This window comes from Kitasatospora sp. NPDC041988 (assembly GCF_055588525.1).
The window spans coordinates 133,563-159,885 of sequence record NZ_JBVJCO010000016.1; the positions used below are offsets into that span (position 1 = coordinate 133,563).

General features: G+C 74.5%; 18 protein-coding genes and 1 pseudogene. 8 read left to right on the top strand and 11 right to left on the bottom strand.

What is annotated here, in order from left to right:
• Nucleotides 1–190 precede the first annotated feature (190 nt).
• The 3 genes from ACZ6NC_RS18410 to ACZ6NC_RS18420 are packed head-to-tail and all read right to left on the bottom strand — an operon-like array spanning nucleotide 191 to nucleotide 5,435.
• Nucleotides 191–2,134, bottom strand: a complete 1,944-nt coding sequence (locus ACZ6NC_RS18410) for an acetyl/propionyl/methylcrotonyl-CoA carboxylase subunit alpha (protein ID WP_465733948.1) — start codon at nucleotides 2,132–2,134, stop codon at nucleotides 191–193.
• An 11-nt stretch (nucleotides 2,135–2,145) separates the two neighbouring features.
• Nucleotides 2,146–3,744 carry an acyl-CoA carboxylase subunit beta gene (locus ACZ6NC_RS18415; protein WP_465733950.1) on the bottom strand — a complete coding sequence of 533 codons (1,599 nt, stop codon included), beginning with the start codon at nucleotides 3,742–3,744 and terminating at the stop codon, nucleotides 2,146–2,148.
• Complete coding sequence (locus tag ACZ6NC_RS18420) at nucleotides 3,741–5,435, bottom strand: acyclic terpene utilization AtuA family protein (protein WP_465734007.1); 1,695 nt, start codon at nucleotides 5,433–5,435, stop codon at nucleotides 3,741–3,743. Before ACZ6NC_RS18420 ends, ACZ6NC_RS18415 begins: the two co-directional genes overlap by 4 nt.
• Nucleotides 5,436–5,757: 322 nt before the next feature.
• Here ACZ6NC_RS18420 and ACZ6NC_RS18425 point away from each other — a divergent pair, with 322 nt between their 5' ends.
• A complete protein-coding gene (locus ACZ6NC_RS18425) occupies nucleotides 5,758–6,684 on the top strand; it encodes a hypothetical protein (protein WP_465733952.1) in 927 nt (308 codons plus the stop codon).
• 32 nt (nucleotides 6,685–6,716) lie between these two features.
• Nucleotides 6,717–7,628 (top strand): annotated as a pseudogene (locus tag ACZ6NC_RS18430) (IS5 family transposase).
• Here the strand turns inward: ACZ6NC_RS18430 and ACZ6NC_RS18435 are convergent.
• Entirely contained in the window at nucleotides 7,625–8,476 is an 852-nt protein-coding gene (locus ACZ6NC_RS18435) for a LysR family transcriptional regulator (RefSeq protein ID WP_465733954.1), read from the bottom strand. The pseudogene ACZ6NC_RS18430 and the gene ACZ6NC_RS18435 overlap by 4 nt on opposite strands.
• A gap of 95 nt (nucleotides 8,477–8,571) precedes the next feature.
• Here ACZ6NC_RS18435 and ACZ6NC_RS18440 point away from each other — a divergent pair, with 95 nt between their 5' ends.
• Together ACZ6NC_RS18440 and ACZ6NC_RS18445 are read left to right on the top strand one after the other, a co-directional pair.
• Nucleotides 8,572–9,303 carry an SDR family NAD(P)-dependent oxidoreductase gene (locus tag ACZ6NC_RS18440; RefSeq protein WP_465733956.1) on the top strand — a complete coding sequence of 244 codons (732 nt, stop codon included), beginning with the start codon at nucleotides 8,572–8,574 and terminating at the stop codon, nucleotides 9,301–9,303.
• A 281-nt stretch (nucleotides 9,304–9,584) separates the two neighbouring features.
• Nucleotides 9,585–9,992 (top strand): nuclear transport factor 2 family protein, encoded by a 408-nt coding sequence (locus ACZ6NC_RS18445; protein ID WP_465733958.1) that lies wholly within the window; start codon nucleotides 9,585–9,587, stop codon nucleotides 9,990–9,992.
• A gap of 86 nt (nucleotides 9,993–10,078) precedes the next feature.
• On the opposite strand, the gene ACZ6NC_RS18450 is transcribed toward ACZ6NC_RS18445, so the two are convergent.
• On the bottom strand, nucleotides 10,079–10,207 hold the full coding sequence (locus ACZ6NC_RS18450) for a hypothetical protein (RefSeq protein WP_465733960.1): 129 nt from the start codon (nucleotides 10,205–10,207) through the stop codon (nucleotides 10,079–10,081).
• 125 nt (nucleotides 10,208–10,332) lie between these two features.
• Between ACZ6NC_RS18450 and ACZ6NC_RS18455 the strand changes: the two genes are divergently transcribed.
• The 4 genes from ACZ6NC_RS18455 (at nucleotide 10,333) to ACZ6NC_RS18470 (ending at nucleotide 15,258) form a co-directional block, all read left to right on the top strand.
• Nucleotides 10,333–11,046, top strand: coding sequence for a CatB-related O-acetyltransferase (locus ACZ6NC_RS18455; RefSeq protein WP_465733962.1), 714 nt, complete (start codon nucleotides 10,333–10,335; stop codon nucleotides 11,044–11,046).
• Nucleotides 11,047–11,194: 148 nt separating this feature from the next.
• A complete protein-coding gene (locus ACZ6NC_RS18460; RefSeq protein ID WP_465733964.1) occupies nucleotides 11,195–12,610 on the top strand; it encodes a hypothetical protein in 1,416 nt (471 codons plus the stop codon).
• A 99-nt stretch (nucleotides 12,611–12,709) separates the two neighbouring features.
• On the top strand, nucleotides 12,710–13,948 hold the full coding sequence (locus ACZ6NC_RS18465) for an AAA family ATPase (RefSeq protein WP_465733966.1): 1,239 nt from the start codon (nucleotides 12,710–12,712) through the stop codon (nucleotides 13,946–13,948).
• Nucleotides 13,945–15,258: a vWA domain-containing protein gene (locus tag ACZ6NC_RS18470; RefSeq protein WP_465733968.1), complete on the top strand. Its 1,314-nt coding sequence runs from the start codon at nucleotides 13,945–13,947 to the stop codon at nucleotides 15,256–15,258. Before ACZ6NC_RS18465 ends, ACZ6NC_RS18470 begins: the two co-directional genes overlap by 4 nt.
• Before the next feature lie 44 nt (nucleotides 15,259–15,302).
• Here the strand turns inward: ACZ6NC_RS18470 and ACZ6NC_RS18475 are convergent, their stop codons facing one another.
• From ACZ6NC_RS18475 to ACZ6NC_RS18500, 6 genes are all read right to left on the bottom strand, one after another.
• Nucleotides 15,303–15,770: a hypothetical protein gene (locus ACZ6NC_RS18475; RefSeq protein ID WP_465733969.1), complete on the bottom strand. Its 468-nt coding sequence runs from the start codon at nucleotides 15,768–15,770 to the stop codon at nucleotides 15,303–15,305.
• A 1-nt stretch (nucleotide 15,771) separates the two neighbouring features.
• Nucleotides 15,772–17,454, bottom strand: a complete 1,683-nt coding sequence (locus tag ACZ6NC_RS18480) for an eCIS core domain-containing protein (protein WP_465733971.1) — start codon at nucleotides 17,452–17,454, stop codon at nucleotides 15,772–15,774.
• Between the two features lie 189 nt (nucleotides 17,455–17,643).
• The gene (locus tag ACZ6NC_RS18485; protein ID WP_465733973.1) at nucleotides 17,644–19,323 is read right to left on the bottom strand and encodes an eCIS core domain-containing protein; all 1,680 of its coding nucleotides are present in this window, start codon (nucleotides 19,321–19,323) and stop codon (nucleotides 17,644–17,646) included.
• Nucleotides 19,324–19,446: 123 nt separating this feature from the next.
• Nucleotides 19,447–20,862, bottom strand: coding sequence for a DUF6519 domain-containing protein (locus tag ACZ6NC_RS18490; RefSeq protein ID WP_465733975.1), 1,416 nt, complete (start codon nucleotides 20,860–20,862; stop codon nucleotides 19,447–19,449).
• 17 nt (nucleotides 20,863–20,879) lie between these two features.
• Nucleotides 20,880–23,555: a hypothetical protein gene (locus tag ACZ6NC_RS18495; protein WP_465733977.1), complete on the bottom strand. Its 2,676-nt coding sequence runs from the start codon at nucleotides 23,553–23,555 to the stop codon at nucleotides 20,880–20,882.
• Nucleotides 23,552–26,317 (bottom strand): putative baseplate assembly protein, encoded by a 2,766-nt coding sequence (locus tag ACZ6NC_RS18500; protein WP_465733979.1) that lies wholly within the window; start codon nucleotides 26,315–26,317, stop codon nucleotides 23,552–23,554. The genes ACZ6NC_RS18495 and ACZ6NC_RS18500 overlap by 4 nt, the downstream gene beginning before the upstream one ends.
• Nucleotides 26,318–26,323 lie beyond the last annotated feature (6 nt).

Genomic DNA, 26,323 nt, shown 5'->3' on the forward strand with positions numbered 1-26,323 from the left:
CTCCCCTCCCCCTCCCTCCTCCCCCCCCCTCCCCCCCCCCACCCCCCCCCCCCCCCCCCCCCCCCCCCCCCCCCCCCCCCCCCCGCGGCGCAGCACCTGGCGTTCGGGGGTCTCGATCAGCGGGCTTCCGGGGGTGGTGGTGCGCGGTGCGGACATGCGGGGGTCCTTTCCGGGCGGGGTTCGGCGGCTCTCAGGGGGTGGGCTGCACGACGGCGAGCAGGGTGCCGAGTTCGACCTGCTGGCCGGGGGTGGCGCGGAGTTCGGCGAGGACGCCGTCGGCCGGGGCGGTGACGCGGTGCTCCATCTTCATCGCCTCCAGCCAGAGCAGCGGCTGGCCGGCGGTGACGGTGTCGCCGACGGCCGCGGCCGTACGGACGACGGTGCCGGGCATCGGGGCGAGCAGGGCGCCGGGGTCGGTGTGGGCGGCGGGGTCGGGGAAGCGGTCCAGGACGGTGAGCGCCGTGGAGCCGCGGGGTGTGTCGACGTACACCCGGTCACCGTGGCGGGTCACGTCGAAGGTGCGGCGGACCGGCCCCGTCCGCAGGGTGACCTCGCCCGCCGAGGAGGACACCAGGGCCGTGTCGGGGTGGCCCTCGGCCTGCAGGCCGTCCCGGGTGAGGCGGTAGCGGACCTCGAACTCGGCGCCGGCGTCGGCCCGGTAGCGCTTGACCTGCGGCTGGGAGGGCAGGTTGCGCCAGCCGGACGGTAGCGGGGTGCGGCGGGCCGCCGCGTCGGCGAGGGCCGCGGCGAGGGCGGCGAGGGCGGTGTCCTCGCCGCCCTCGGCGGTGAGTTCTGCCGCGTGCTCCGCCAGGAAGGCGGTGTGCAGGCGTCCGGCCAGGAAGTCCGGGTGCCGCAGCGACCGGACCAGCAGCTCCCGGTTGGTGGCGGGCCCGTGGATGCGGGCCCGGGCGAGCGCGTCGGCCAGCAGCCGGGCGGCGGCCGGCCGGGTCGGCGCCCAGGCGATCACCTTCGCCAGCATCGCGTCGTAGTGCACGGTGATCTCGCCGCCACTGCCGACACCGCTGCCGACACCGGAGTCGAGCCGCAGGCCCGTCCGCCCATGGCCGGTGAACTCGGTGTGCGGCGAAGAGAGTTCGAGGTGGCGGAGGGTACCCGTCGCGGGCCGCCAGTCGTTGCCCGGGTCCTCGGCGTAGAGCCGGGCCTCGATCGCGCAGCCGGCCGGCTCCGGCGCCGGCCCGGTCAGCTTCTCGCCCTCGGCGACGGCGAGTTGGAGGGCGACCAGGTCGAGTCCGGTGACGGCCTCGGTCACCGGGTGCTCGACCTGGAGGCGGGTGTTCATCTCCAGGAACCAGAACCGGCCGTCCTCCCCCAGCAGGAACTCCGCCGTCCCCGCGCCGACATACCCGATCGCCCGCGCGGCCGTGACCGCGGCGGCGTGCAGCTCTTCGCGCTGCCGCGCGGAGAGGCCGGGCGCCGGTGCCTCCTCGATGACCTTCTGGTGCCGCCGTTGCAGCGAGCAGTCCCGGTCGCCGACCGCCCAGACGGTGCCGTGGGCGTCGGCCAGCAGTTGGACCTCGACGTGCCGGCCGGCGGGCAGGAAGCGTTCGCAGAACACCTCGTCGGAGCCGAAGTTCTTCGCCGCCTCGGCGCGGGCGGCGGCGAGCTGTCCGGCCAGCTCGTCCAGCCGGCGGACCACCCGCATGCCGCGCCCGCCGCCGCCGGCGGCCGCCTTGACCAGCAGCGGCAGGTCGGCGGCGACGGGGTCGGTGACGGCGTCCAGCACGGGGACGCCCGCGGCGGCCATCAGGCGTTTGGCGGCGGTCTTGGAGCCCATCGCGGCGATGGCCGCCGGGGGCGGGCCGACCCAGACGAGGCCGGCATCCTGGACGGCCCGGGCGAACTCGGCGCTCTCGGAGAGGAATCCGTAGCCGGGGTGCACGGCGTCCGCCCCGGCGGCCAGCGCGGCCCGGACGACCAGGTCGCCGCGCAGGTAGGTGTCGGCGGGCGCCGCGCCGGGCAGCCGGACGGCGGCGTCGGCCTCGCGCACGTGCGGGGCGTCGGCGTCCGGGTCGGAGTGGACGGCGGTGGTGGCGATGCCCAGGCTCCGGCAGGTGCGGAAGACCCGGCGGGCGATCTCGCCGCGGTTGGCGACCAGCAGGTTGGTGATCAGCATTGGGGAACCCCTCACATCCGGAAGACGCCGTAGCCGCGCGCGCCCTCGACCGGCGCGTTGTGGATCGCGGAGAGGCAGAGGCCGAGCACCGTCCGGGTGTCGCGCGGGTCGATCACCCCGTCGTCGTAGAGCCGGCCGGAGAGGAAGACCGGCAGCGACTCCGCCTCGATCTGCTGCTCGACCATCGCCCTGATCGCGGCGTCCGCGTCCTCGTCGTAGGGCTGCCCCTTGGCCGCGGCGGACTGCCGGGCCACGATCGAGAGCACGCCGGCCAGTTGCTGCGGTCCCATCACCGCCGACTTGGCGCTCGGCCAGGCGAACAGGAACCGCGGCTCGTACGCCCGCCCGCACATGCCGTAGTGGCCGGCCCCGTAGGAGGCGCCCATCAGGACCGAGATGTGCGGCACCCGGGAGTTGGCGACGGCGTTGATCATCATCGCGCCGTGCTTGATGATGCCGCCCTGCTCGTAGTCCTTGCCGACCATGTAGCCGGTGGTGTTGTGCAGGAACAGCAGCGGGACGTCCCGCTGGTTGGCCAACTGGATGAACTGGGCGGCCTTCTGGGACTCCTGGCTGAACAGCACGCCCTGCGCGTTGGCGAGGATGCCGACCGGGTACCCGTGCAGGCTCGCCCAGCCGGTGGCCAGGCTGGTGCCGTAGAGCGGCTTGAACTCGTCGAAGTCCGAGCCGTCGACGATCCGGGCGATCACCTCGCGCGGGTCGAACGGCACCTTGAGGTCCCCGGGGACGATGCCGAGCAGCTCCTCCTCGTCGTACTTCGGCGGCTCGGCGGCCGCGTCCGGACCGGGGCCCGGCTTGCGGTGGTCGAGCCGGGCGACGATCCGCCGGGCCAGGCGCAGCGCGTCCGGCTCGTCCACGGCGAAGTGGTCGGCCAGGCCGGAGGTGCGGGCGTGCATCCCGGCGCCACCGAGCGACTCGTCGTCGGACTCCTCGCCGGTGGCCATCTTCACCAGCGGCGGGCCGCCCAGGAAGACCTTCGCCCGTTCCTTCACCATCACGGTGTGGTCGGACATCCCCGGCACGTACGCGCCGCCGGCGGTGGAGTTGCCGAACACGACCGCCACGGTGGGGATTCCGGCCGCGGAGAGCCGGGTGAGGTCGCGGAAGAGGGCGCCGCCGGGGATGAAGATCTCCTTCTGGCTGGGCAGGTCGGCGCCGCCGGACTCGACCAGATTGACCAGCGGGAGGCGGTTGGTGAGGGCGATCTCGTTGGCGCGCAGGGCCTTGCGCAGCGTCCACGGGTTGCTGGCGCCGCCACGCACGGTGGGGTCGTTGGCGGTGATCACGCACTCGACGCCCTCGATCACGCCGATACCGGTGACCAGCGCCGCGCCGACCGGGTAGTCGCTGCCCCAGGCGGCGAGCGGGGAGAGTTCGAGGAACGGCGAGTCCTGGTCGATCAGCAGCTCGATCCGCTCGCGCGGCAGCAGCTTGCCGCGGCCCCGGTGCCGTTCGACGTACTTGGGGCCGCCGCCGGCCAGTGCCTTGGCGTGCTCCCCGGCGAGGTTCTCCAGTTTCGCGAGCATCGCCGCGCGGTGCTCGGCGTGGTCGGCGCCGGCCGGGTCGAGGCGGGTGGGCAGGACGGTCACAGCAGCGCCTCCGGGATGTCGAGGTGGCGGGAGCGCAGCCACTCCCCCAGCGCCTTGGCCTGCGGGTCGAACCGGTGCTGGGCGGCGACGCCCTCGCCGAGCAGGCCGGTGAGGGTGAAGTTGACGGCGCGGAGGTTGGGGAGCAGGTGCCGGGTGATGGGCAGGTCCGCTGTCTCGGGCAGGAGTTGGCGGAGCTTTCGGACGGTGAGGGTGTGCGCGAGCCAGCGCCAGCCGGCGTCGTCGCGGGCCCAGACGCCGAGGTTGGCGTCGCCGCCCTTGTCGCCGCTGCGGGCGCCGGCCACCAGGCCGAGCGGGGCGCGGCGGGTCGGGCCCTCGGGGAGCGGGGCGGGGAGGTCCGGCTCGGGCGGCTCGCCGTCCGGTCCCTTGCCCGCCGGCGCCGCCGGGACGGTGATCCGGCGGCCGTCGGGCAGTACGGCGGTGTGCTCGACCGCCGTGGCATCGATGTGGGCGGCGGTGAACACCCCGTACGGCGCGCCCGGTCCGGGCGGGGCGGTGAGGTGGAAGCCCGGGTAACCGGCCAGACCCAACTCGACCGCGGCCTTGCCGAGTTCGCGTCCGACCTTGACCGGGTCACCGTCCCGGACGGTGAGCCGCAGCAGTGCCGAGGCGGTCTCCTCCGTGGCGGCGTCGGGGTGGTCCGTCCGGGCGAGCGTCCAGCGCAGCTCGGCGGGGCGGGCGTCCGGCGGCAGGGATTCGTCCAACTGCCTTTGCACCAGGGCGGCCTTGGCCTCGATGTCGAGCCCGGTGAGGACGAAGACCACCTCGTTGCGGTGGCCGCCGAGCCGGTTCAGCCCGACCTTGAGGGTCGGCGGCGGCGCCTCCCCGCGCACGCCGTCGATCCGGACCCGGTCGGGCCCTTCCTGGGTGAGCCGGACGGTGTCCAGGCGGGCGGTCACATCCGGACCGAGGTAGCGCGCTCCGCCGGTCTCGTACAGGAGTTGGGCGGTGACGGTGCCCGTGGTGACAGCCCCGCCGGTGCCCGGGTGCTTGGTGATGACGCCGGAGCCGTCGGCGTGCAGCTCGGCGACCGGGAAGCCCGGACGGGTGACGTCGTGCTCGCCGAAGAACGCGTAGTTGCCGCCGGTCGCCTGCGCACCGCACTCCAGGACGTGCCCGGCCACGACGGCCCCGGCCAGCGCATCCAACTCGCCCGCGCTCCAGTCGAAGTGGGCGATCGCCGGGCCCGCGACCAGCGCCGCGTCGGTCACCCGGCCGGTGACCACGATGTCCGCCCCACCCCTGAGGCACTCGGCGATCCCGAAGGCGCCGAGGTAGGCGTTGGCGGCCAGCAGCCCCTCTGGCAGGCCGAGTTCGGCCCGGCGCGGCAACAGGTCGTCGCCCTCGACGTGTGCGACGGCGGGCGCCAGGCCCTGCCGCTTCGCCAACTCCCCTATCGCCTCGGCGAGCCGGGCCGGGTTGAGCCCGCCCGCGTTGACGACGATCCGCACCCCGCGCTCCAGCGCCAGGCCGAGGCACTCCTCCATCTGGCGGAGGAAGGTCTTCGCATAGCCGAGGGCGGGATCCCTGAGCCGGTCCCTGGCCAGGATCAGCATGGTGAGCTCGGCCAGGTAGTCCCCGGTCAGCACATCCAGCGGCCCGCCCGTCAGCATCTCCCGGACCGCCGAGAAGCGGTCCCCGTAGAAGCCCGACGCATTCCCGACCCGCAACACCGCACGCGACCCCACAGGCACGCCTCCCCTACCGGTGGCCACAACCTTGCCGTCGCGCAGCAGCGTGGCACCGGGGCGAAGAAAAAGCAATCATGCCTGCTTGTTTTTAGCTCCGGCGCCCACCTGGCGGCGCGGCGGTCGGTGTGACTGGAATCGACAGGTGGCGGTTGGAACCGATAGGTGGCGGCTCCACACTCCCGCCACACTGAGTGACTTGAGCCGGGCCACGCTAGGTGGAACCTGGCCAGGCATGTTGGAACTAGGGCCTGTCTGACAATTAATCATCCGGCCGCTGGACGGGCCGCCGGCATCCTCCCGGGGCGTGATCGACAGAGAGATGGTGAGGATGGCGGAGGACGTTCCAACAGCAGCCCGGGTGCAGGACGTACTGAACCGGGCCACGTGCGTGGTGATCAGCGAGGGATCTCCCGACGAGGTCGACCCCACCGATCTGGGGCGGCTCGTGGTGACCGGTGACGAGATCGCCGACCTGGCCCGGCACTTGGCCATCGTGGACGGTGGAACCGGTGACAGTTGCCGGTGCAACGGCTGGCCGACAATCATGGTTCACGGACCGGACGGTGAACTGACGGCCTGTTGGACGCTGCACCACCAGATCGGGCTGCGAGGGGTCGGTAACTGTGACGCCGACTTGCGTGACGGCCCGGCCCTCACCGCATGGCTGGCACAGCGAGGACTGACCGGACCGCAAGAGGTCCAGGAGATGCTGGACGCGGAAGAGGCCGAAGCCGAGCAGCGTCGGATGCGCTGGATCAAGGCCGCACCGGCCGGGCTGGCAGGCATAGCCGCGGATGTGTCCCAACCGCCGGGCCGTGACGACGAAGCCTGGTCACGGCAGCTGGACGACGCCGAGGACCGGCTTGCCGCTCTTGTCCAGCAGCACTACCCCGAGCCGATCAAGCGTATCCGCACCCTGCTGGCGTGGGTGGGAGTCCGCGCCAGGGAGTCCACCGGTGGCTCAATGTGGTACGACATGGCCGTACTGCGCCAACTCCACGATGAATCTCCCGACCTCGTCCTCGCCGCGCTCGCTGCGCACCTCGTGAGCCCGGCCCAACTCGACGGGGCGTCCGAACTGTTCTGCACTCTCGAATGGACCAAGGCACACGGCCGGCAGCTGCCTGAGCCGCAGAGGTCGATGCTGATCGAACATATCCGGGCAGACGGCACCGACGCCATGCGCAGACGGCTGAGTTGGGGCTACTACGGTGCGGAGCGAACTGCCTGACAGTACCGGCACGCCCACTAATAATTGATCTTGTGACAGGTCGAGGTGAGCTAACGGACGTGGCGTGGGAGCGGATTGAGCCCCTGTTGCTGCAGGTGGACGGGCGTGGCCGTCCGTGGCGTGATCACCGGCAGGTGGTCAACGGCGTGCTGTGGCGGCTGCGGACCCGGGCCCCGTGGCGCGATCTCCCCGAGCGGTACGGGCCGTGGCAGACCGTCTACGAGCGGTTCGCCCGCTGGGAGGCGGACGGCACGTGGGTGAAGCTGCTGGACCACGTGCGGGTTCGTGACGATGCGGTGGGCCGGGTGGAGTGGACCGTCGCTGTCGACTCGACGATCAACCGGGCCCATCAGCATGCGGCTGGCGCCCGCAAAAAGGGGACGCAGACGGGGACGAACTGGAAGATCCGGGCCGCTCGCAGGCGCGCCAGGCCCTCGGCCGGTCCCGGGGCGGGCTGACCACAAAGGTCCACCTCGCCGTCGACGGCCGGGGCCTGCCGCTGTCGATCGTGCTCATGCCCGGCAATGTCAACGACGCCACCGTATTCGGCCAGGTCCTCGACGGCATCCGCGTCCCGCGCGTCGCCGCGGGCCGGCCCCGCACCACACCGGACCGTGTCCTCGGCGACAAGGCCTACTCCAGCAGGGCGATCCGCCACCTGCTGCGGCGCCGGGGCGTCGCCGCCACGATCCCCGAGCGCCGCAACCAGGCGGCCAACCGCCGACGGCGCGGAGCCCTCGGCGGTCGGCCACCGGCCTTCGACAAGACGATCTACCGCGACCGCAACGTGGTCGAACGATGCTTCGCCCGGCTCAAGCAGTTCCGCGCGATCGCCACCAGGTTCGACAAACTCGCCGACCGCTACCGAGCTGGGCTGGTCCTGGCTTCCCTGATCCTCTGGCTCCGCGAACCGACCGGGTGATCATTTGTCAGACAGACCCTAGTGGAGACGTGTCGCAGTCCGGACAAGGTCGGCGACGGCTCTGGACCGGCTGTGCGGGGGCCAGGCGATGACGGTGGTGACTGCTGGCGCGTCCAGCACGGGCACGGCGGCGAGGTCACCGTGCAGTTGGGCTCGGCACGACTCCGGTGAGACCGCGCAGGCTCGGCCGAGCGCGACGAGCTGCAGCAGCTGTGCGTGGTCGCGGACCAGCGGGCCGGGGCCGGGCGGGTAGGTGCCGTCGGGGTCGGGCCAGCGTGGCAGAGGCAGGCCCGGCAGGTCGGTGATGTCGGCCATGTGCACCTGGGCGCGGACGGTGAGCGGATGCCCGGCCGGCAGGACCACCACCTGGCCCTCCGTGCCGAGCTCCTCCGTGTGGAACCCGGCCGTCGAGTCGAACGGCCGGTGCAGCAGCGCCACGTCGGCCCGGCCCTCGCGCAGGAGTCGTGCCTGCTCGGCCGGGCCGCACAGGATTACGTCGACGGGGACTGCGCCGGGTTCGGCGGCGTACGCGTCGAGCAGTTTCGCCAGCAGTTCACGGGACGCGCTGGCTTTCGTCACCAGAACGAGGCCGGGACGGCCGGTCGCGGACAGGGCGGCGCGGCGCGTCCGGCGCTCGGCGGCGTCGACCGCGTCCAGGGCCGCCCGACCCTCGACCAACAGCACCGAGCCGGCCTCGGTCAGCGTGACGGTGCGGCTGGTCCGATCCAGCAGCACTGTTCCGAGCCGGCGTTCGAGCTTCTGGATCGCCCGTGACAAAGGCGGCTGTGCGATCCCGAGCCGCTGCGCGGCGCGGGCGAAGTGCAGCTCTTCAGCGACGGCCACGAAGTAGCGCAGTTCCCGGGTTTCCATGCGATCACGCTACTCCGGATCAATACCTGGACGGTATCGATGCCCACCTGATCGGTGTTGGACCCCCGTTGGGCTCCGACGGCAGCATGGTCCCTATGAGCGAACAGACGATTGCGCTGGTCACCGGCGCGAACAAGGGAATCGGCTACGAGATCGCCGCGGGCCTGGGCGCCCTTGGCTGGCGCGTCGGCGTCGGGGCCCGCGACGAGCAGCGCCGCAAGGTCGCGGTGGAGCAACTGCGCGCGGCCGGCGTGGACGCCTTCGGTGTACCGCTGGACGTGACCGACGACGCGAGCGCGACAGCCGCCGCACGGCTGATCGAGGAGCAGGCCGGGCGCCTCGACGTGCTCGTCAACAACGCCGCCATCGCCGGCGGCATGCCGCAGGAGCCCACTCAGGTCCATCCCGCGACCATCCGGACGGTCGTGGAGACCAACGTGATCGGCGTCATCCGCGTCACCAACGCGATGCTGCCGCTGCTGCGCCGTTCTGCCTCGCCGCGGATCGTGAACATGTCCAGCAGCGTCGGCTCCCTCACCCGGCAGGCAGGAACCGCTGCCGAGCTGACGTCGGGTCCGGTGGCTGTGGCGTACGCCCCCTCGAAGACGTTCCTGAACGCCGTCACCCTCCAGTACGTCCGGGAGTTGAGTGGTACGAACATCCTGATCAACGTCGGCTGCCCCGGCTACGTCGCCACCAACCTCAACGGCTTCCGTGGCGTGCGCACCCCCGAACAGGGCGCGGCGATCGCCATCAAGCTCGCGACCCTGCCCGACGACGGACCGACCGGCCAGTTCTTCGACGACGCCGGCGTCGTGCCCTGGTGAAGTGCACGGCGGTCATCACCCGCTGGGTGAGGCGCCTTCGCCCGCGGGGCTCGAACAGGTTCATCGACTGTGGCGGCCGTCCCGGCCAACGCATCGGCGGCCGAGGCAACGCTGCGTACTGCTACTGATTCAGTAGCACTGACGGTCACAGTCGGCTGGAGGCGCGGCGGACACGTGGAGGCCGGCTGGTCCGGCGGGAGGCAGTCGTTCCCGAAAACCGCTCTCCCGGGAGCGTCGCTGTGATTGTGTGGCCTCCCGTGTCCGAGTCCAGGGAGGCCACCGTGTCCCGTACACCGCGGGAGATCTTCGAGAGTTACATCCACGCCGGCACCGTCACCCGGAACGCCGACGCGTTCGCCGAGAGCTTCACCGAGGACGGCGTCTTCGAGGCGCCGCTCATGCCGGCCGGCGCCGCCTTCCCCCGCAGGCTGGTGGGTCGCGAGGAGATCCGCAGCGCGATGGCGGCGTACTACGAGCAACCGGTGAAGGGCGGCCGCTCACCGAACTTCGGGAAGTCCGGATACGTGCTGCACACCACCTCCGATCCCGACGTGTTCATCGCCGAGATCGACACGGTCTTCGACGGGGACGGGGACGACGTGGCCGTCTCGCTGGTGCAGATCTTTCGCATCCGTGACGGGAAGATCGCCCGACTGCGCGACTACTTCGCGCCCGAGCTGGTGAGCTGAGGAAGGCGGCCGGGCAGGCGCGTGGTGCTCGGCATGTGGCGCTCGGCGGCTCGGCGCCCCCGGTGCCTCCACTGCCTGGGGCGGCGTCAGCGCAGCGGAAGGGTCATCTCCAGCAGGCAGCTGCCCGGGGCCAGCTCGTAGGGCTCGTCGAGGCCGGTGAAGTCGAAGCCGCGGCGGCGGTAGAAAGCCGTCGCCCGGGGGCTCTGCTCGTGCACCCACAGACGCATAGGCGTGGCCACCGGACGCGGTCCCGCGGGCCGTGGGTAAACCGGTGTCCCGGCCGGGGCGGTGCGGCGATCATGGGAGCCGATACCCGCCCGTGCTCGAAGGAGTCGCCCCCGTGCCTGTGCCCGCCGACCCGACGGTGCTCCATCCGATGCCCGCGCAGCCGCGGGTGGTACTGCTCAGACCGCTGGTGAAGTCCCCGCTGATCGAGGTCGGGGAGTACTCGTACTACGACGACCCGGACGACCCGACCACCTTCGAGACGCGCAACGTGCTCTACCACTACGGGCCGGAGAAGCTGGTCATCGGCAGGTTCTGCGCGCTGGGCACCGGGGTGCGGTTCCTCATGAACGGCGCCAACCACCGGATGGACGGCCCGTCGACCTTCCCCTTCCCCACCATGGGCGGCTCGTGGGCCGAGCACTTCGACCTGCTCACCGGCCTGCCGAGCCGGGGGGACACCGTCGCCGGCAACGACGTCTGGTTCGGCTACGGCGCGACGGTGATGCCCGGGGTGCGGATCGGACACGGCGCGATCATCGGCTCCGGCGCCGTGGTCACCGCGGACGTGCCCGACTACGGGATCGTCGGGGGCAACCCCGCCCGTCTCCTCCGCACCCGCTACAGCGAGCAGGACGTCGCCCGGCTGCTGGCGGTGGCCTGGTGGGACTGGCCCGCCGAGCACATCACCGCGCACGTGCGGACGATCATGTCGGGCAGCGTCGCCGACCTTGAGGCCGCCGCTCCGGACGCCTCCGGGCGGGCGTCGCGCAGGCCATCGTCATGCCGTGCTGGGCAGCCCGATGGCGGGCCGGAGTACCTGACATGACGTTCCGTCAGGTTCACGGCTGACACCTGCGAGGCAGTGCCTCCGGCGAAAGTACCTGGCCGATCTTCCCGGGAGACGCTAGGCTCACCGCGATGATGAACAACTCCCTTTGCAGATTGGGGGACTCGTCCGCGCAAGGTGAGTGCTGATGCTCACTCGGATCGCGAACGAGGACCCGCGCCGCTCCTTCCGGCGCCTTTCCTTCTGGCTGCGCGTGCGTGAGTACGCCGTGCCGCCCTCCATGATCGAGACGGCCACCGGCCGGCGTCGTGCCGGGGACTGGGCGGGGGCCTGCGCCGCCGCAGGTGTCGACGTCGATCTCGACCTACGGTCCGTGGCACGCACCCACGGACGACACCTCATGGCCCAAGTCCGGGCCGATCTACGCCACTTGGCCCCTGACCTGTTGCGCTGGCACCTGCCGAGGATCGCTCCCGACGGGCTGCTGCGCCCCGGCCTGACCATCGCCCTGGCCCGGTACGAGGCCGGCGGGCAGGACGACAGGCGGGACGCCGGGCGGGACGGCGCGGGCCCGGTGCACCTGGTCGCACGGACTCCGCCCGCCTGGGCGGATGCCGGCCAGCGGATCAGCCTCGCCCTGTGGGACGGCTCCCACGGCGGGGCCGGCGACCACCGCCACCCGCACCCCCACCCCGACCGGCGGTTCCGGCTCGACCTGCACCGGCATCTGTGGGACGCACGCAGGGCCGGCGAGCTGCGGGTCCGCTCCGGGGCCGACCGGCCACCCGCCGAGAGCCCGCCGGGGACCGGCCCGGGGACACTGCCGCCCGGACACCGCTGCGCCGTCGACCGGTGGGCGGCCGAGGCGTGGCTGCTGCTCCGAGCCGAAGGCCGAGCGGCCGGCGCCGTCACCGTGCGGCTCGGGGGCCGGCACCGGCTGCTCCTGAACCTGGGCGCGGACGGGGTCCGCCTCGACATCTCGCCCGCCCCCACCGACCGTGGCGCCGCCGCCCTCCCCGCCCTCCCCGTCCTGCCCGACGCGGCGACCTGGGCGCTTCCCGACCTGGAGCTGCTCCGCGCCGGGCTGATCGAGCCCGGCCGGCTGCACCCGCTGGTCGCCTCGGCGCTGGTGCCGGGTCACCTGCCGGCCGGCCCGCCCCGGAGCGCGGACCGGCCGGGGCAACCGCGCATCGTGGAGTGCCGGGGAGCCCGGCACCGGATCGGCCTGGTCGACGGGGTGCTGTCCGCGCTGGACCACGACCCGGCCGAGATCCGCCGGGAGGAGCTGCTGGTCGCCCTGACGGGCACCCCGCTGCCCTGCCTCCGGGCCATCGACGAGGCGCACCGCCGGCCGGACTGCCTCACCGGCGTCCGCGAACGCCTCGACCACGGCGACACCGCCGGTGCGCTGGCCGTCGTCGAAGGCCTGTTGGGCCCCGACGCGGTGCTGCGCAGCGGCCCGCTGCGGGACGAACTGGAGGCGGCCGCCCAGCGGCGGATCGCCTACGGACTGTTCCGGGCGGGCCTGGCCGACGGTCGGCCCCGCCCACCCCGCCAGCCCCGCGGCCACCGCGCGCACCCGCGCCCCGGCGCCCACGGCTGACCCCGGGGCCCACGGCTGACCCCCGGGCCCACAGCTGCCCCCGGGGCCCGTGCCCCGGACCGAACCGTCCTCCCACACGAACCCACAGGTGATCGAGACATGCCCACGCACACCCTGACGGCCCCGGCCGCCCACCCCTCCCGGCTCGACGTGGCCGGCGAGCTGCTGACCCTGCTGCGCGAGACCACCACCGAGCCGCGCCCCGACACCCAGCTGGAGGCGCTGACGCTGGCCGTGGCCGCCGACCTGCCGGTACTCCTCTGGGGTGAGCCGGGCATCGGCAAGACCGCGGCCCTGACGCAGCTCGCCGACGCCCTCGACCTCCCGCTGACCACGGTGATCGCCAGCGTGCACGAGCCGTCCGACTTCTCGGGGCTGCCCATCGTCGGGGACGATCCCGCGGAGCAGGGCGTCCCGATGGCCCCGCCGGACTGGGCGGTCCGGCTGGTCCGGGCCGGCCGGGGGCTGCTGTTCCTGGACGAGCTGTCCACGGCGCCACCGGCCGTGCAGGCGGCGCTGCTCCGCCTGGTGCTGGAGCGTCGGATCGGCGCGCTCCGGCTGCCGCCGGAGGTCCGGATCGTGGCCGCCGCCAACCCGCGCTCCTCGGCGGCCGACGGCTGGGAGCTGAGCCCGCCGCTGGCCAACCGGTTCGTCCATCTCCAGTGGGCCCACGACCACGAGGTCGTGGTCCGCGGCCTCGGCGGGACCTGGCCCCGGGCCACCCTGCCCCGGCTCGACCCCGAGCGGCTGCCGGAGGCCGTGGCCTTCGCCCGCCGTGCGGTGTGCGGACTCCTGGCCGCCCGCCCCGCACTCGTGCACCGGCTGCCCAGCAGCGAGACCCGCCGGGGCGGCCCGTGGCCGTCGCCGCGGAGCTGGGAGATGGCACTGTGCTTGATCGCCTTCGCGACCGCGGCCGGCTCCTCCCGGGAGGTCCTCTCCCAGCTTGTCCGCGGCACCGTGGGGGACGGTCCGGGGCTGGAGCTGCTGGCGAGCCTGGACCGGATGGACCTGCCCGACCCCGAGCTGCTCCTCGCCGACCCGGCGGGTGCCGCCCTGCCCGAGCGGGGGGATCTGCGGCAGGCCGTGCTCGACGGTGTGGTGGCGGCGGTCCGGGCGCGCCCGGAGAAGTCCCGCTGGGACGCGGCCTGGGCGCTCCTGGTCCGGGCGCTGGAGACCGGGGCCCCGGACCTGGTGGTCGTCCCGGCGACCACGCTCGCCTCGCTCCGCCAGGAGGACTGGGACGTTCCGGCAGCGATCGAGCGGCTCGCCGGCGCCGTGACGCTGTCGCGGCGCGCGGACCAGGCGGCGGCCCGGGTCGCCGCGAAGGCCGGCCGATGAGCCGGGACGCACGGGCGGCGCTGAACACCCCGGACGCGCCGGACACCCCGGACAGTTCCGACACCCCGGACAGCTCCGACGCACCGGCGGCGCTGGACCTCGACAAGCTGTTCGCCGCCCGGCTGCACGCCGCCCGGGCCCGGCCCTACCTGGCGACGGCGCTGTTCGCCCTGCACACCGTGGAGTCACGGCTGGTACCGACGATGGCCGTCGACCGGCACTGGCGGTGCTACGTCTCACCGGCGTTCGTCGCCCGGACGCCGGTGGAGGAGCTGGCCGGGGTCTGGGTGCACGAGGTGTCGCACCTGCTCCGCGACCACCACGGGCGCAGCGACCGGGTCGCGCGGGAGCGCGGGCTGACCGGCCCGGGGGAACGGCTGCGGATGAACATCGCCGCGGACTGCGAGATCAACGACGACGTGTTCGGCGACGGGCTGGTCCGGCCCGAGGGTGCCGTCCGGCCGGACTCCTTGGGGCTGCCCGAGGGGGAGCTGATGGAGGACTACCTGCGTCAGTTCCGGCTCGGGCCTCACACGGAGGGCCTGGCCTGGCTGGACTGCGGCAGCGGCGCCGACGGGCTGGACCGGGAGTGGGACCAGGGAGCGGACGGCGCGCACGGCCTCAGCGCGCAGGAGCGGGACGCCGTCCGGTTCCGGGTGACGCAGGGCATCACCGGCCGCCCGGGGAGTGCGTCGGCGGGCTGGCAGCGGTGGGCGGAGGAGGCGTTCCACCCGCCGCAGCCGTGGCGGGACCTGCTCGGCGCGGCGGTCCGCTCGGCGGCCTCGGGGCCCGGGGCGGGCGAGGACTACAGCTACGGCCGGCCGTCGCGGCGCTCGGCCGGGGTACCCGGCGCCGTACTGCCGAGCCTGCGGCGCAGGCCGCCCCGGGTCGCCGTGATCATCGACACCTCCGGGTCGGTCAGCGACACCGAACTGGGCAGCGCACTGCTCGAGGTCGCCGCGATCTCCCGTGCCGTGGGCGGCCGCCGCGACCTGGTCACCGTGCTGCCGTGCGACGCGTCGGCCCGGATCGTGCACCCGCTGTGCCGCGCCGAGGGGATCCCGCTGGTCGGCGGCGGCGGCACGGATCTGCGCACCGGCTTCGCCAGGGCGCTGCGGTCCCGGCCCCGGCCGGACGTCGTCGTGGTCCTGACCGACGGTCAGACACCCTGGCCGAGCAGCCGGCCGTCGTGCCGGACGGTGGTGGGCCTGTTCCCGCGGCGGCGGGCGGCCCGGTCGTGGAACGAGCACGATCCCGACCATGTGCCGGACGCGCCGCCCGCGTGGGCACGGGTGGTCGACATCGGGTAGTCGCCCCGGGTGCGACGCCAAGGCCGCGGCGGGTGCGGGGACGCCTACGCGCGGTGGATCTCCCCCGCGTACGGGAGCCAGCGGTAACCCGGTGCGAAGGCGGTGAACCCCGGTGGCCGGCCGGCCAGCTCCCAGACGCCGTCGGCCAGCACCAGCCCCGGGAAGACGCCGAGGTCCTTCTCCTCCGTCAGCTCGTCGAAGAACCGGAACAGGTCGACCTCGACCCCGGCCAGGGCGTACCGGTACCGGGCGGGCGCCGAGCGCAGGCACGCGTACAGCCGGTGGCCGGCGTCGGTCATCGCCCGGGCGTCCTCGTCGGAGCCGATGCCCGTCCGGCTCAGCCCGCCGGGAACGGCCCACGCCCACCAGTTGCCCCGGTCGTCGCGGAGCACGTCGGTCTCCCACCCGGCGTCCGGCCCCACGTCCGGCCGGGCGGCGAAGTGCCCGGCCACCGCCAGCGCGTCCGCCTCGGACGGCCCGCACTCGGCGCTCAGGCTGAAGATCCACGCCATCTCAGGGGCCCTCCTTCCGCTCCGGCGGCGTGGCCTTCACCCAGAGCGGCCTGCTCAGGGCGAGCGCCGCCTGCAACTCGTCCACCGGCATGGGGGTGCGGGGGCCGACATAGCCGTGCGTCTTCTTGTCCCGGACGTATTGCAGCACCCCGGCGAAGACGGCGGGGCTGATGGCCCAGACCGGGTCCTTGCCGGTGCCGTCCTTGCCCCATTCCGGCGGCCGGCGGTGCGGCAGGAGGTTCAGCGGCGTGTCCGGGGCCACCGACATGCCGCCGCCGGGCTGGGCAAGCCCGGCGACCACCGTCACATCGGGGTTCGATCCCCCCACACGGACCCCGAGTCCACGGGCGGTGGGCTCGGCCTTGGGAGCCCCGCCCTGCTCGATCATGCTGCGGTAGACGACCGACGGGTCCTTCTTCTCGCCGTTGTCCGCCGCCGGGCTCGCGGCCAGTGCTCCGGCCCTGGCCCCCTCCCCGACCGGCGACGGGGCCGCGCCCGGCGACGGGGTCCTGACCGCCGCCGGCCCCGGGGCAGGTGCGGGCGCCGGGGCGGGTAGGGGCGGTTCCAGGACCGGCACCGGTTCGGCCGGGGCGACGGAGACCGCCGCGTTCCCGTCGAAGCCGGATGCCACCGGCCCGCCGGTACCGCCGGTACCTCCGCCCGCCGGCGCCTGCGCCTTGGGCCGGAATCCCGGGTGCGAGGCGATGTCGACGACCTCGCCGCCCGTCGCGCCCGCGCCCGCCGCCCCCGCCTCGGCTCCGGCCGCACCGGCTCCCCCCGCCGCCGTGCCGGCTCCCGCACCGGCTCCGCGGATCGCGGCCCCGGCCCCGCGGATCTTCGCCCGGACGCCGGCCACCGCGAGGACCGCCATGACGATGTGCCAGACCAGCCTGACGAAGGACCGGGACGCCTCCGTGACGCGCGCCCTGTCACCGTGCGCGGCACGGCACAGCGACCACCAGTGCACCGCCTCCACCACGGCGTCCTTCACCTCGACGGCGGCGAAGTACCCCAGCACGGCGAGCGTGATCACCTGGAGAATCGCCCCGACCACCTGGGTAATCCCGGTCGGCGCCGCCTCCGCCGCGGCGATCACGGCCTCGGCCGCGATGAACGCACCGGTGATCAGCGAGATCCGGACCCAGTGCGCCTTGATGGCCTCCCAGACCTCGTTCTCGAAGAACTCCATGACGTGCTGGGGGGACTCGTCGATCGAGGCCTTCGCGTCCCGCAGGAACGGGCGCGGGTCGTGGCTGCCCAGCCAGTCCCCGACGCTGCGCCGGACGACCCTGCTGCTGTCCTGCTCCTGCCGGACGCGCCCACCGCCGGGCGCGCGGGCGGGCTCGTGCGCTCCGTGGGACCACCGGTCGGCCTCGGCCTCGTGGGCGTCGCCGACACGGCCGAGCGAGAGTGCGCCGGTCCGGGGCGGGGAGCCGGACTGCTGGAGCGAGTGCACCAGCTCGTGCGCGATCAGCCCGAGCCCCCGGCGGCTGTGCGGCGCGTACGCGCCCTCGCCGAAGACCAGGTCGGGCCCGTTGGTGTAGGCCCGGGCCCCCACCGCCGCCGCCGACCGGGCGGCCCGGCCGTCGGTGTGCACCCGGATCCCGCTGAAATCGTGCCCGAACCTGCTCTCCATCGTGCTCCGCGCACCGGCGTCGAGCGGCTGCCCCGGCGAGCGGAGCACGTCGTGGACGATCGGCGGCGCCTCGGACGACGCCTGGCGCGAATGCCGCGACGGCGCCGTCCTCGGGACCGGCCCGACCCTGCCCATGTGCGGTTCGACCACGGCCCCACTCGCTTTCGGCTCTGTTTCCCCACGTTGCGACGGCTGCCACCGCGCCGCCCTGCCGGCGACCGCTCCGCTCCTCTCCGCTCAGGGAGCCGGTGGCCGTGACGTGGCCTTCTTCGCCAGTCCGGACGCGGCAAGGCCCTTGACGAAGGCGGCGATGGCTTCGCTCTTCCGGCGGGGCCAGTAGGTCGTCAGCCAGTAGTCGTGGATCCGTCTGCCGACCTCGACCGGGTGAACCGGCGCGGACTCCGCCAACTTGCCACCTTCGAAGTCCAGTTCACGGTTCGCCTCCGCATAGCAGGCGTACATCTCGCCCTCCACGGCCCGGGCGGCGCGGACGGCCCCGGCCGGTCCGGCCTCGTACCCCTCGGCCGACGCCCCGTCGAGCAGTTGGCCGGCGCCGGTGAGCCTGTCCGCGGCCGAGAAGACGTACCGGGCGACGAACGAGGCCCCCTCACTGCCCTTGCCGGACACCGTGTCGAACTCGCGAAGGGCGAAGTTCTCCGAGACGTGGCCGGTCGTCGTGTGACCCCACACCGAACCGCCCTTGCCCTCGGCAATGAGCGCATCACGGACGACGGCCGCCAGCGAGTGCTTACCGCCGGGCTCCATCGTCCCTTTCACCCACGCCTCGCTCGCGTCGGGTTCGCGGCCCGCGTTGCAGGAGTACAGGACAACGGTGACGTCCGGTGCCAGCGCGGGGGCGATCTGCTTGATGATCGACGCCGCGGTGGAACTGCTGATCGAGCCCAGGCCGCACCAGTTGCTCGTCCCGTGGGCGAACACCGCGAGGGTCCGCACGGTGTTCGGGCCGATTCCCGGTGGCACCGGCCCCTCGGGTGTCGGGGCCTTCGCCACGGCGGCGGGCAGCAGGGCGCCGAGCGCCCGGACCGTGGCGGTCAGCGGGTGGTCCGCATCCGACATCGCCTCGCCGAACACGATGTTCGCCGCGGTGGCCTTCTTGCCCGTGAGGGCCAGGGCGTGCTCCCGCTTGGCCCACTTCCGAGCGGCGTTCCGGGCCTCCTCGTGGTCCTTGGGGGACGGCATCGGGGCATAGAACGCGAGCGCGACGCCGGAGGGGAAGTCCTTGGTCAGCCGCTGCCCGAGCACGGCCTCGGGATCGGCGGTCGCCGTGGGCGCGCCCTTCGCCGGGCTGTCCAGGTCATCGCACTGGACGGCGGCCGTGCCGGCCGCCGACTGCTGCACCACATGGCCGAGCTCGTGGGCGAGCAGGCCCCGGCCGGCCTCGTTCTGCGGGGCGTAGTGCCCGGCGCCGAACACGATGTCGTTCCCGACCGTGTAGGCCTTGGCGTGCTGACCGGCGGCCAGGCCGGCCGCCTGCGTGTCGGTGTGCACCCGCACCCCGCTGAAATCGTGCCCCAAGCGCGCGCTCATCTCCTGCCCCGTCCTGGCATCGAGCGGCGCTCCGGCGGAGCGCGGCACCAGGTCCTGGACGGGCGACCGGTCACCCGGCTCCACCGGGGCCGGGGCCCTGAGGGCCGCGCCGCCGACGGCGGCCGCAGCGTCGGCCTGCCGCTCGGCGGCCTCCTCCGGCGCGGTGGCCTTCTCCGGCATCGTGGCCTTCTCCGGCACCGCGGGCGCGCGGCCCCGGAGCGGGACCTGGCTGAGGTCCCGCTGCCCGGCCGGCGGTACGACGGGCTGCCGGAGTCGGTCGGCGTCGGGGTGCTCGTGACCGGCCCGGGCACCGCCGGGCTCCGGGGACGACGGCGCGGGCTTCGCGCGGTCGCGGGACCGGTCGTGCATCTCACTCTCCTTTCCGGTGGGAGCGGCGGGTTTCCGGTGGGAGCGGCAGCCTCTTCCCGGTCGCGCGGTCACGGCGGCGGGCCCTTCCGGTCGCGCGGTCACGGCGGCGGGCCGCGATGCGGCTCACGGCACCCGGACGGGACGGAAACCGGTGCGCAGGTCGGTCACGACCGGGGGCTCGCCGGCGGTGAGGGCCAGGAGGGCCAGCGGGGCGTAGACGTGGTCGATGCCCTGCGGGGGGAGGTCGGCGGGGCCGCCGTCGGGGGCTGCGGGCCAGGTGATGTCACCGGTGGCGGTACGGGCGGGGAAGGTCCAGTAGTCGCCGGTGCGGTACTGGACGCCGGCCTGGTCCGGCGGTTGGAAGCGGAGCTGGATGCCGTCTTCCAGGGTGAACCAGCCGGTCGGGTCCTGCGCGGTCAGGAGCAGCGCGCCGTCGGCGGCGCGGCGCGGCAGGTCTCCCCCGCCGTCGACGTCGGGGTGGTCCCAGCGGCGGAGCAGGGGGTGGCGGTCGGCGCCGATGACCCCGGCATCGGTGTCCAGGATGACGATGTAGTCGTCGCCCTCGTCGTCGATGTCCTTGACCCGGGCCGGGGTGCCCGGCTCGCCGAGCAGCGTGCTCCGGTCGTCGACGACCTCGACCAGGGTCCCGACCGGGAGCGCGGTGCGCCGGTCCCTGGGCGGGTCGCGCAGGACGGCCGCCGTCCCGTTGAGCCGGAGCAGGGGGTGGACGACCGAGCCGTTGTCCCGGGACCAGGTGAAGGTGGGCCCGCCCGGCTGGTCGGAGCCGCGGTGGATCTGGACGCGGTAGAGCTGGTTCTCGGGGCCGAGGTAGCCGGCCGCCGGGTCGGCGACGCAGGGCTCCGGCGGAGCGCTGCCGCGCCGGGCCCGGGCCGCGAGCAGTCCGCGGTCGGCGGGCTGGAGGAACTCCTCCCAGGCGTCCCAGTGGGCCCGGATGTCGGCCCCGGTGAGGGTGCGGCCGGGCGGGGCGGTGCCGGTCAGCCGGACCTGCCAGACCAGGCGGGTGCGGGTGCAGGTGTCCGGGCCGCCGAGCGCGACCTCGCGGATGGTGTCGTCCTCGGCGGCGGAGAGGTGCCGCTCCCAGACGTCGAGGTAGGCCAGCTGGGTGCCGTTGGCCGGGGTGGGCGGAGCGGGGAGGTCGGGCTGGCGGGTGTAGAGCAGGCCGTCGGTGTCGTTCTCGCACGCCCGGCCGTGCACCCAGTAGCGGCCCCGGCCGATCCGGAAGAGCCCGGCCTCCTCCCCGGCCGGGGGCGGCTCGATCCTGAAGCCCGGCCCGGGCCCGCCGCCGTCCGGGGCCGCCGTGCCGTGCGGGCCGATGAGGTCCTCGGCGAGGGCCTGGAGGTGGTGCAGCAGGATGGCGACCTGCTCGTTGCCGTCGGCCGGCAGGGTCACCCGGCCCTGCTGCTGGATCACCCGCAGGAAACGCTTGCGCTGATCGAAGCTGAACCGCTCGACGTCGGCGTGCATGCTGGTCCTCAACTGTTCGTTCGGGGCGGTCAGTTGTTCATGAATGACCGTCAATTATTCATCTGGGACGGTCAGTTCACGGTGCTGACGCCGGCGTCCAGGCCCGCCGGGGTGTACTCGGCCACCCGGGCCCGCAGGGCGGCCAGCCGCTGGGGAAGGAAGAGGTCGTGGAAGGCGCCGAGTTCGGAGCCGTCGTCCGCACCCGTCCGGATCTCGTCCGGGCAGTCCGGGGCGAGCTGGGCGTACGCGGCGGAGGGGTAACGGACGGAGGTGAACCGGGGGCGGAGCCTGCGTTCGGTGGCGGCGACCGGCTCGGGGGGCGGCGCGTCACCGAGGGCCGCGAGGGCGGTGTCCGGCTGGCAGTGGAAGCGGCGGGGCGTGCGCGAGCCGGTCGGCACCCAGCAGAACCGCAGGCAGCCGGTCGAGCGCCGGGCGGCCGTGACCTCGCCGAGGAAGACCGTGTTCTCGCCGTGCCCGATCGCGTGCACCTGGACGCAGCCCAGGACGGTCGCCCGCGCGATGTCCAGGGCTGCCGGGGCGACACCGGGGCCTCCTCCGCCGATGGCTTCGAGGGACGGATGGGTGGCGTCGACGATGCTGTCGCTCACCGCCAGACGCAGCGGCACGCCGCCCGACGCGGCGGCTTCGATCCGGACCGGCCCGAGGATCGAGTGGCTGATCTCCACCTCGGCACCGGGCAGTGCGGCCAGCTCCAACGAGGGCGGGGCCGGCCGCTCGGGGCCGCAGCTGTGGTGGGGGCCCCAGCCGGGCACCAGGGTGCAGTGGCGGATGACGACGCGGGCCGGCGGGTGGCACCCGGGGACGTTCCGGTCCGCGCCGTCCGGGCCGCCACGGTTCCCGTCCGCGTTCTCGTGATGCTCGGTGCTGTCGTTCTCGGCCTGGCCGTTCTCGTTCCCGTCGTTCTCGGCCCCGCCGCGCGTTTCGGAGCCGCCGCGCGTGGCGGAGCCGCCGTCCGCGGGGGCGCCGTCCGCGGGGGCGCCGGACAGGTGGACGGCGCGGCCGCCGATCACCAGGCCGTCCAGGATCAGCCGGCTGCCGCCGGACAGCGCGACGGCGAGCGCGTCCGGCCGGTCGGCCCGGCGGTCGGCGAGCCAGAGCACCGGGCGGGTGCGCTCGGCGGCCCTGACGAGCAGGGTCTGTCGGGGCCTCAGCGTGATGTCGGCGGTGACGCCGAGCACCTCGCTGCCGGTGATCTCGATGACGGCGTAGCGGGGCCGGTCCTGCTCCCAGGTGTGCAGCGCCTGCCGGAAGTCGGCGGCGGAGCGGACCGCCCGGTACCAGCGGGCGGGCTTGATCCAGTCCGGCCAGAGCGTCTCCAGGTACTGCCGGCCGGCGACCAGCAGCGGCGTTCCCGCCGGGACGGGCAGGCCGGGCCGGGCGAGCGCGTAGAGGCCCGGGTCCAGGAGCGTCGCGTCGATCGCCTGGACCAGTTGGTCGGTCGTGCCGCCGCCGGCGCCCGGTGCGCCGCCCGGCCAGTGCCGCAGGATCAGCGCCGCGGCCGGCCCGTGACCGGTCAGCACGGCGTGCCGCAGGGCGTCGGGGTCGGTCAGGTCGTCCGCCAGGCAGCGGTGGGTGTCGGCCTCCGGGGGCTCGGGCATCGGCCGCCGGTACTCGCCGCCGCCCAGGTCGGCGCCGAAGCCGTAGTGGTAGCTCACCCGGACCCGCTGCGGCGGGTTGCGGCGCGGGAACAGCATCCGCCCGAGCACCGGGTCCACCGCGACGGTGCCGGGCAGCGGGCGGTAGGACTCCCAGTCGCTCAGGTCGGCCGGGACCACCCGCTCGCCGGGGACGGGGGCGCCCTGCCCGCGCGCGGGCCAGCCGGGCGCGTGGATCACCAGGGAGCGCCCTTCGCCGTAGTACAGCGGGGAGCCCGGGTGCGGCGCGGGGCCCTGGTACGGCGCGGGGCCCTGGTACGGCGGGGCGGCGGCCCCGGGCTCGCCGAAGGCGCGACGGCCGATCGGCGCGGGCACGTCGGCAGGCTCCAGGGGGTGGAGCCCGCGGTCGCCGTCCGCGCCCCGGCCGAACAACTGGACGTCGAAGCCCATGGGGTCGAAGGTGTAGGCCCACCGCCCGACCCGTTCGACCTGCCCGGCCTGGGTGCGGGTGACCGGGTGGGCGTGCAGCCGCCAGACGAAGAGGCCGACGTCCGGGATGTTGTGCAGGCCGCTCGTCCGGTGCGAGCCGGCCCGGCGGACGTCGACGGTGTGCGCCGCGCCGTCGAACGGCCCGGCGAGCCGGGCGAGCAGCGCACCGTCCCGCAGGTCGGTGGTGCCGGCCCGGCCCGGCCGGAGGTGGTTCAGCTGCTGATGCCGGGCGAGCAGCCGGAAGCCCTCGACGGCGTGGCCGGGGAGGCCGGCGACGTCCCGGGCGAGGTCTTCGAGCAGGGCCCTGGTGCCCTTGCGGCGGCGATGGCGCAGCGTGTTGGCGACGTCCTGCCGGGGCGCCAGCGCCGAGCGGCGGGCCAGGTCGCGGCCGGCCGTCCCGGCGGCCGTCCAGCCGGCGTCGGGCACGGGCGACCAGCCGACCAGGTCGGCGAGGTACGGCACCACCCAGTCCTCGGCGGTCTCCACGAACCAGTTGTCGTAGCTGCGGGCGAGGTCGTCCTCGACCACCTGGAGCTGCTCGGTGATCACCCGCAGCAGGTCGCGCAGGGGGTGCCCGGCTTCGGCGTCGCGCGTCCGGTGGACCAGCGGGAGCAGGTCGAAGAGCCGGTCGGGCTGCGTCATGCGACGCCCTCCCTGAGGTCGATGGCTTCAGGCAACTCCGCTGCGGCGCAGAGCTGCTGGGCAGGAGCGATGCCGTCCTCGGTGCGGCGGGCGCCGAGCGCGGGCAGCCACGGGCCCGGGTGCTGCCCGGGCGGGGGCTGCGCGCCCGGCGGGACGCACGCCAACGCGAGGCCGCGCACGGAGTGCACGCCGGGCACGGACTGCAGGAGCGCCACCACCTCGGAGCCCGGCACGCTCCGGGCCAGGTCACGGCGGACCGGCCCGAAGGCGTCCAGCAGGACGGCCCTGAGCACCGGTGCCACCGCCTCCCACTGCCGGTCGGGGAGCAGCCGGACCTCCGCGCCGACGGAGAGGACCAGCCGCTCGGCCGGCAGCACCCGGATCCGGACGGCCGGATCGCCGAAGCGGCGCAGTGCGACGCGCAGGTTCCGGACGACGTCGGAGTCGGGCAGCAGCAGGGCTCCGTCCGCGCCCGCGACGGTGACCACGACGATGCCTCCGCGGCCGTCCGAGAGCCGGTCCGCGGTGGCCTTGCCGACCCCGGCGAAGGCGCGGGCGAAGTCGGCGTAGTCGGTCAGCGAGACCAGCCGGTCCAGGGTCTTCAGCGGCAACGGCGCGCCGGCCCTGGCCTGGTCGGGGCGCTCGGGGTCGGTGCCGCCGGTGGCGGGCAGCGGGTTGACGACCTCGCGGACGGCCAGCGGTTTGGCGGCGAGCAGGGTGATCCGGCCGGCGGCGGTGTTGCCCGCCGTGCCGATCCCGGTCCGGTAGCGGGCCCTGATGTTCTCGCTGCCGGTGGCGGGCCGGTGCCCCGACGTGCCGTCGGGGAAGGTGACCGAGGTGGTTCCGTGCTCGTCGGTGGTGGTGACGTAGCCGCGGTCGTCCGGTCCCAGGCCGGCGAACCACGGGCGTTCGGGCCAGCGGACGGCGTCCACGGTGACGTCGAGGGTGCTCTCGACGCCGGTGGGGGTGGGCGCCGAGACGTAGGTCAGCGGTGCGCTGCGCAGGGAGAAGGTCTGGTGCGCGACGGAGGCGTCGCCGCTGCCGAGGACGTCGACCTTCGTCTCGCCGTGGGTGGCGTGGACGACGTTGCCGTACACGGTGACGGTCGCGCGCCGGTAGCGGTGGGCCAGCGGGGCTTCGAGGAGCAGGAAGCTGTGGTTGGGTTCGCCGGGTGTCGGAGCGGCGAAGCTCGGGGTGACGGGCCCCTGCGCGCCGGGCTTCAGGGTCGGGTCGGACCGGGTGACCGTGCCCTGGCGGACTTCGGCGACCTTGGCGAGTTCGGCGGCGGTGACCCCGGTGACGCCGGGGAGGTCGGCGCGCTCGCCGGAGACGACGAGGAGCCGTCCGGACTCCACGCCGTCGAGGACGCCGTCGAGTTCGAGGACGGCGCCCTGCACCGGGTCGGTGACGGGGAGTTCGGCGAGCGGCAGCGGCTCGGGGGCGGCGTGGACGGTGATCCGGCGCAGCTCGTCCATGCTCCCCGGCACCTCCCAGACCGCGCACCGGGTGAGGCCGATCCTGGTGGTCCGCGTCGAGAGCCCGTACGCCGACCGGGAGACCGTTACCGCGGTGAGCGGGTCCTCGGGATCGGTGCCGACGATGTGGAAGGTCTGGGGCCCGGCCCGCAGCTCCCCTCGGTTCCCCGTCGACTCGTCGTCTCCCCGGGAGGGGGCCGCCGCGACGGCGACCACCGCGACGGTGCCCCCGAGGACCGACTGGTACGGGTTGTCCAGGTAGATGGCCGTCTCCTCCTCCGCGACCTCCCAGTCGGGCCACTGCTCCATCGGCAGCGGCCTGCCGCGCTCGTCGTACGCGGGTTTGCGGGCGGCGTTGTGGCCGAACAGCGGCGCGGCGACGCGCAGGGCATGGACCTGCACGTTCGGCCGCCCGGTGACGGTGGCTCCCGCCCAGGCGGTGTGGAGCAGCCCGGACAGCCCGGGGTGGAGCAGCTCCTCGCGCCTGAGCCGGGAGTCGGCCGCCGCGGCGCCGGGGGCGGGGACGTCGGGGGCGGGCTCCGCCGGCGGGGAGGTGAGCAGGTCGACCAGCTCGTCCAGGCCGTCCACCTGCTGCCACGGCAGGGGTTCCGGCGGCCGCCCCCCGACGAGAAGCACTCTCGTCCGCCCGTGCTCGGCCTCCTCCTCGACTCCGCGGACCTGCCGTACGAAGTGCCTGGTCCGGCCCACCCCTTCGAGCCGGATGAGCAGCAGGTCGTTCGGCCGCAGCCGGGTGGCGGTGCCGGCGAGCCACAGGTCGGGCAGCGTACGGACGTCGGCGAAGGTGACCGGCTGCGGCCGGGTCATCCGGACCGGCAGCCGGTTGGCCTCCGCCAGCGCGGCCAGCGGCGCGCCGGTCTCGTAGGCCTGGGCCAGCTCGCCGGGGCCGGGCAGGCTCTGCGCCTTGGTGCCGGCCGGGATCACCTCGCGGTGGCCGGCCTCCAGGGTGAAGGCGAGATGGGTACCGGCGGCGACGCCGGGGCGGGCGCGGTAACCGACCAGTGCGGTCAGCTCGTGCACCGAGCGGGGCTCGGTGGCGGTCCGCAGATAGCCCTCGTTGCCGATGCGCTCCTGGTAGAAGGTCAGCACGTCGCAGACGGCCGCGCAGGCGTCGCAGAGCGCGATCGCCGGATCGGCCGGGTCGCGGGTGGTGAGCCCGGCGAGGCCGGGCAGGTCGGCGGCCGAGAGCCGGGCGAGCATGGCCGCCAGGAAGGTGGCGTGGGTGCCAGCGCGCAGCCGCAGCGCGGCCTGCCCGGGCGGGTTGGCCACGGCCGG

Bases quoted from the DNA above. Each gene is read 5' to 3' on its own strand.
- ACZ6NC_RS18410 (WP_465733948.1), bottom strand. From the start codon at position 2,134: ATGCTGATCACCAACCTGCTGGTCGCCAACCGCGGCGAGATCGCCCGC.
- ACZ6NC_RS18435 (WP_465733954.1), bottom strand. From the start codon at position 8,476: ATGGAAACCCGGGAACTGCGCTACTTCGTGGCCGTCGCTGAAGAGCTG.
- ACZ6NC_RS18440 (WP_465733956.1), top strand. From the start codon at position 8,572: ATGAGCGAACAGACGATTGCGCTGGTCACCGGCGCGAACAAGGGAATC.
- ACZ6NC_RS18460 (WP_465733964.1), top strand. From the start codon at position 11,195: ATGCTCACTCGGATCGCGAACGAGGACCCGCGCCGCTCCTTCCGGCGC.
- ACZ6NC_RS18465 (WP_465733966.1), top strand. From the start codon at position 12,710: ATGCCCACGCACACCCTGACGGCCCCGGCCGCCCACCCCTCCCGGCTC.
- ACZ6NC_RS18470 (WP_465733968.1), top strand. From the start codon at position 13,945: ATGAGCCGGGACGCACGGGCGGCGCTGAACACCCCGGACGCGCCGGAC.
- ACZ6NC_RS18475 (WP_465733969.1), bottom strand. From the start codon at position 15,770: ATGGCGTGGATCTTCAGCCTGAGCGCCGAGTGCGGGCCGTCCGAGGCG.
- ACZ6NC_RS18485 (WP_465733973.1), bottom strand. From the start codon at position 19,323: ATGCACGACCGGTCCCGCGACCGCGCGAAGCCCGCGCCGTCGTCCCCG.
- ACZ6NC_RS18495 (WP_465733977.1), bottom strand. From the start codon at position 23,555: ATGACGCAGCCCGACCGGCTCTTCGACCTGCTCCCGCTGGTCCACCGG.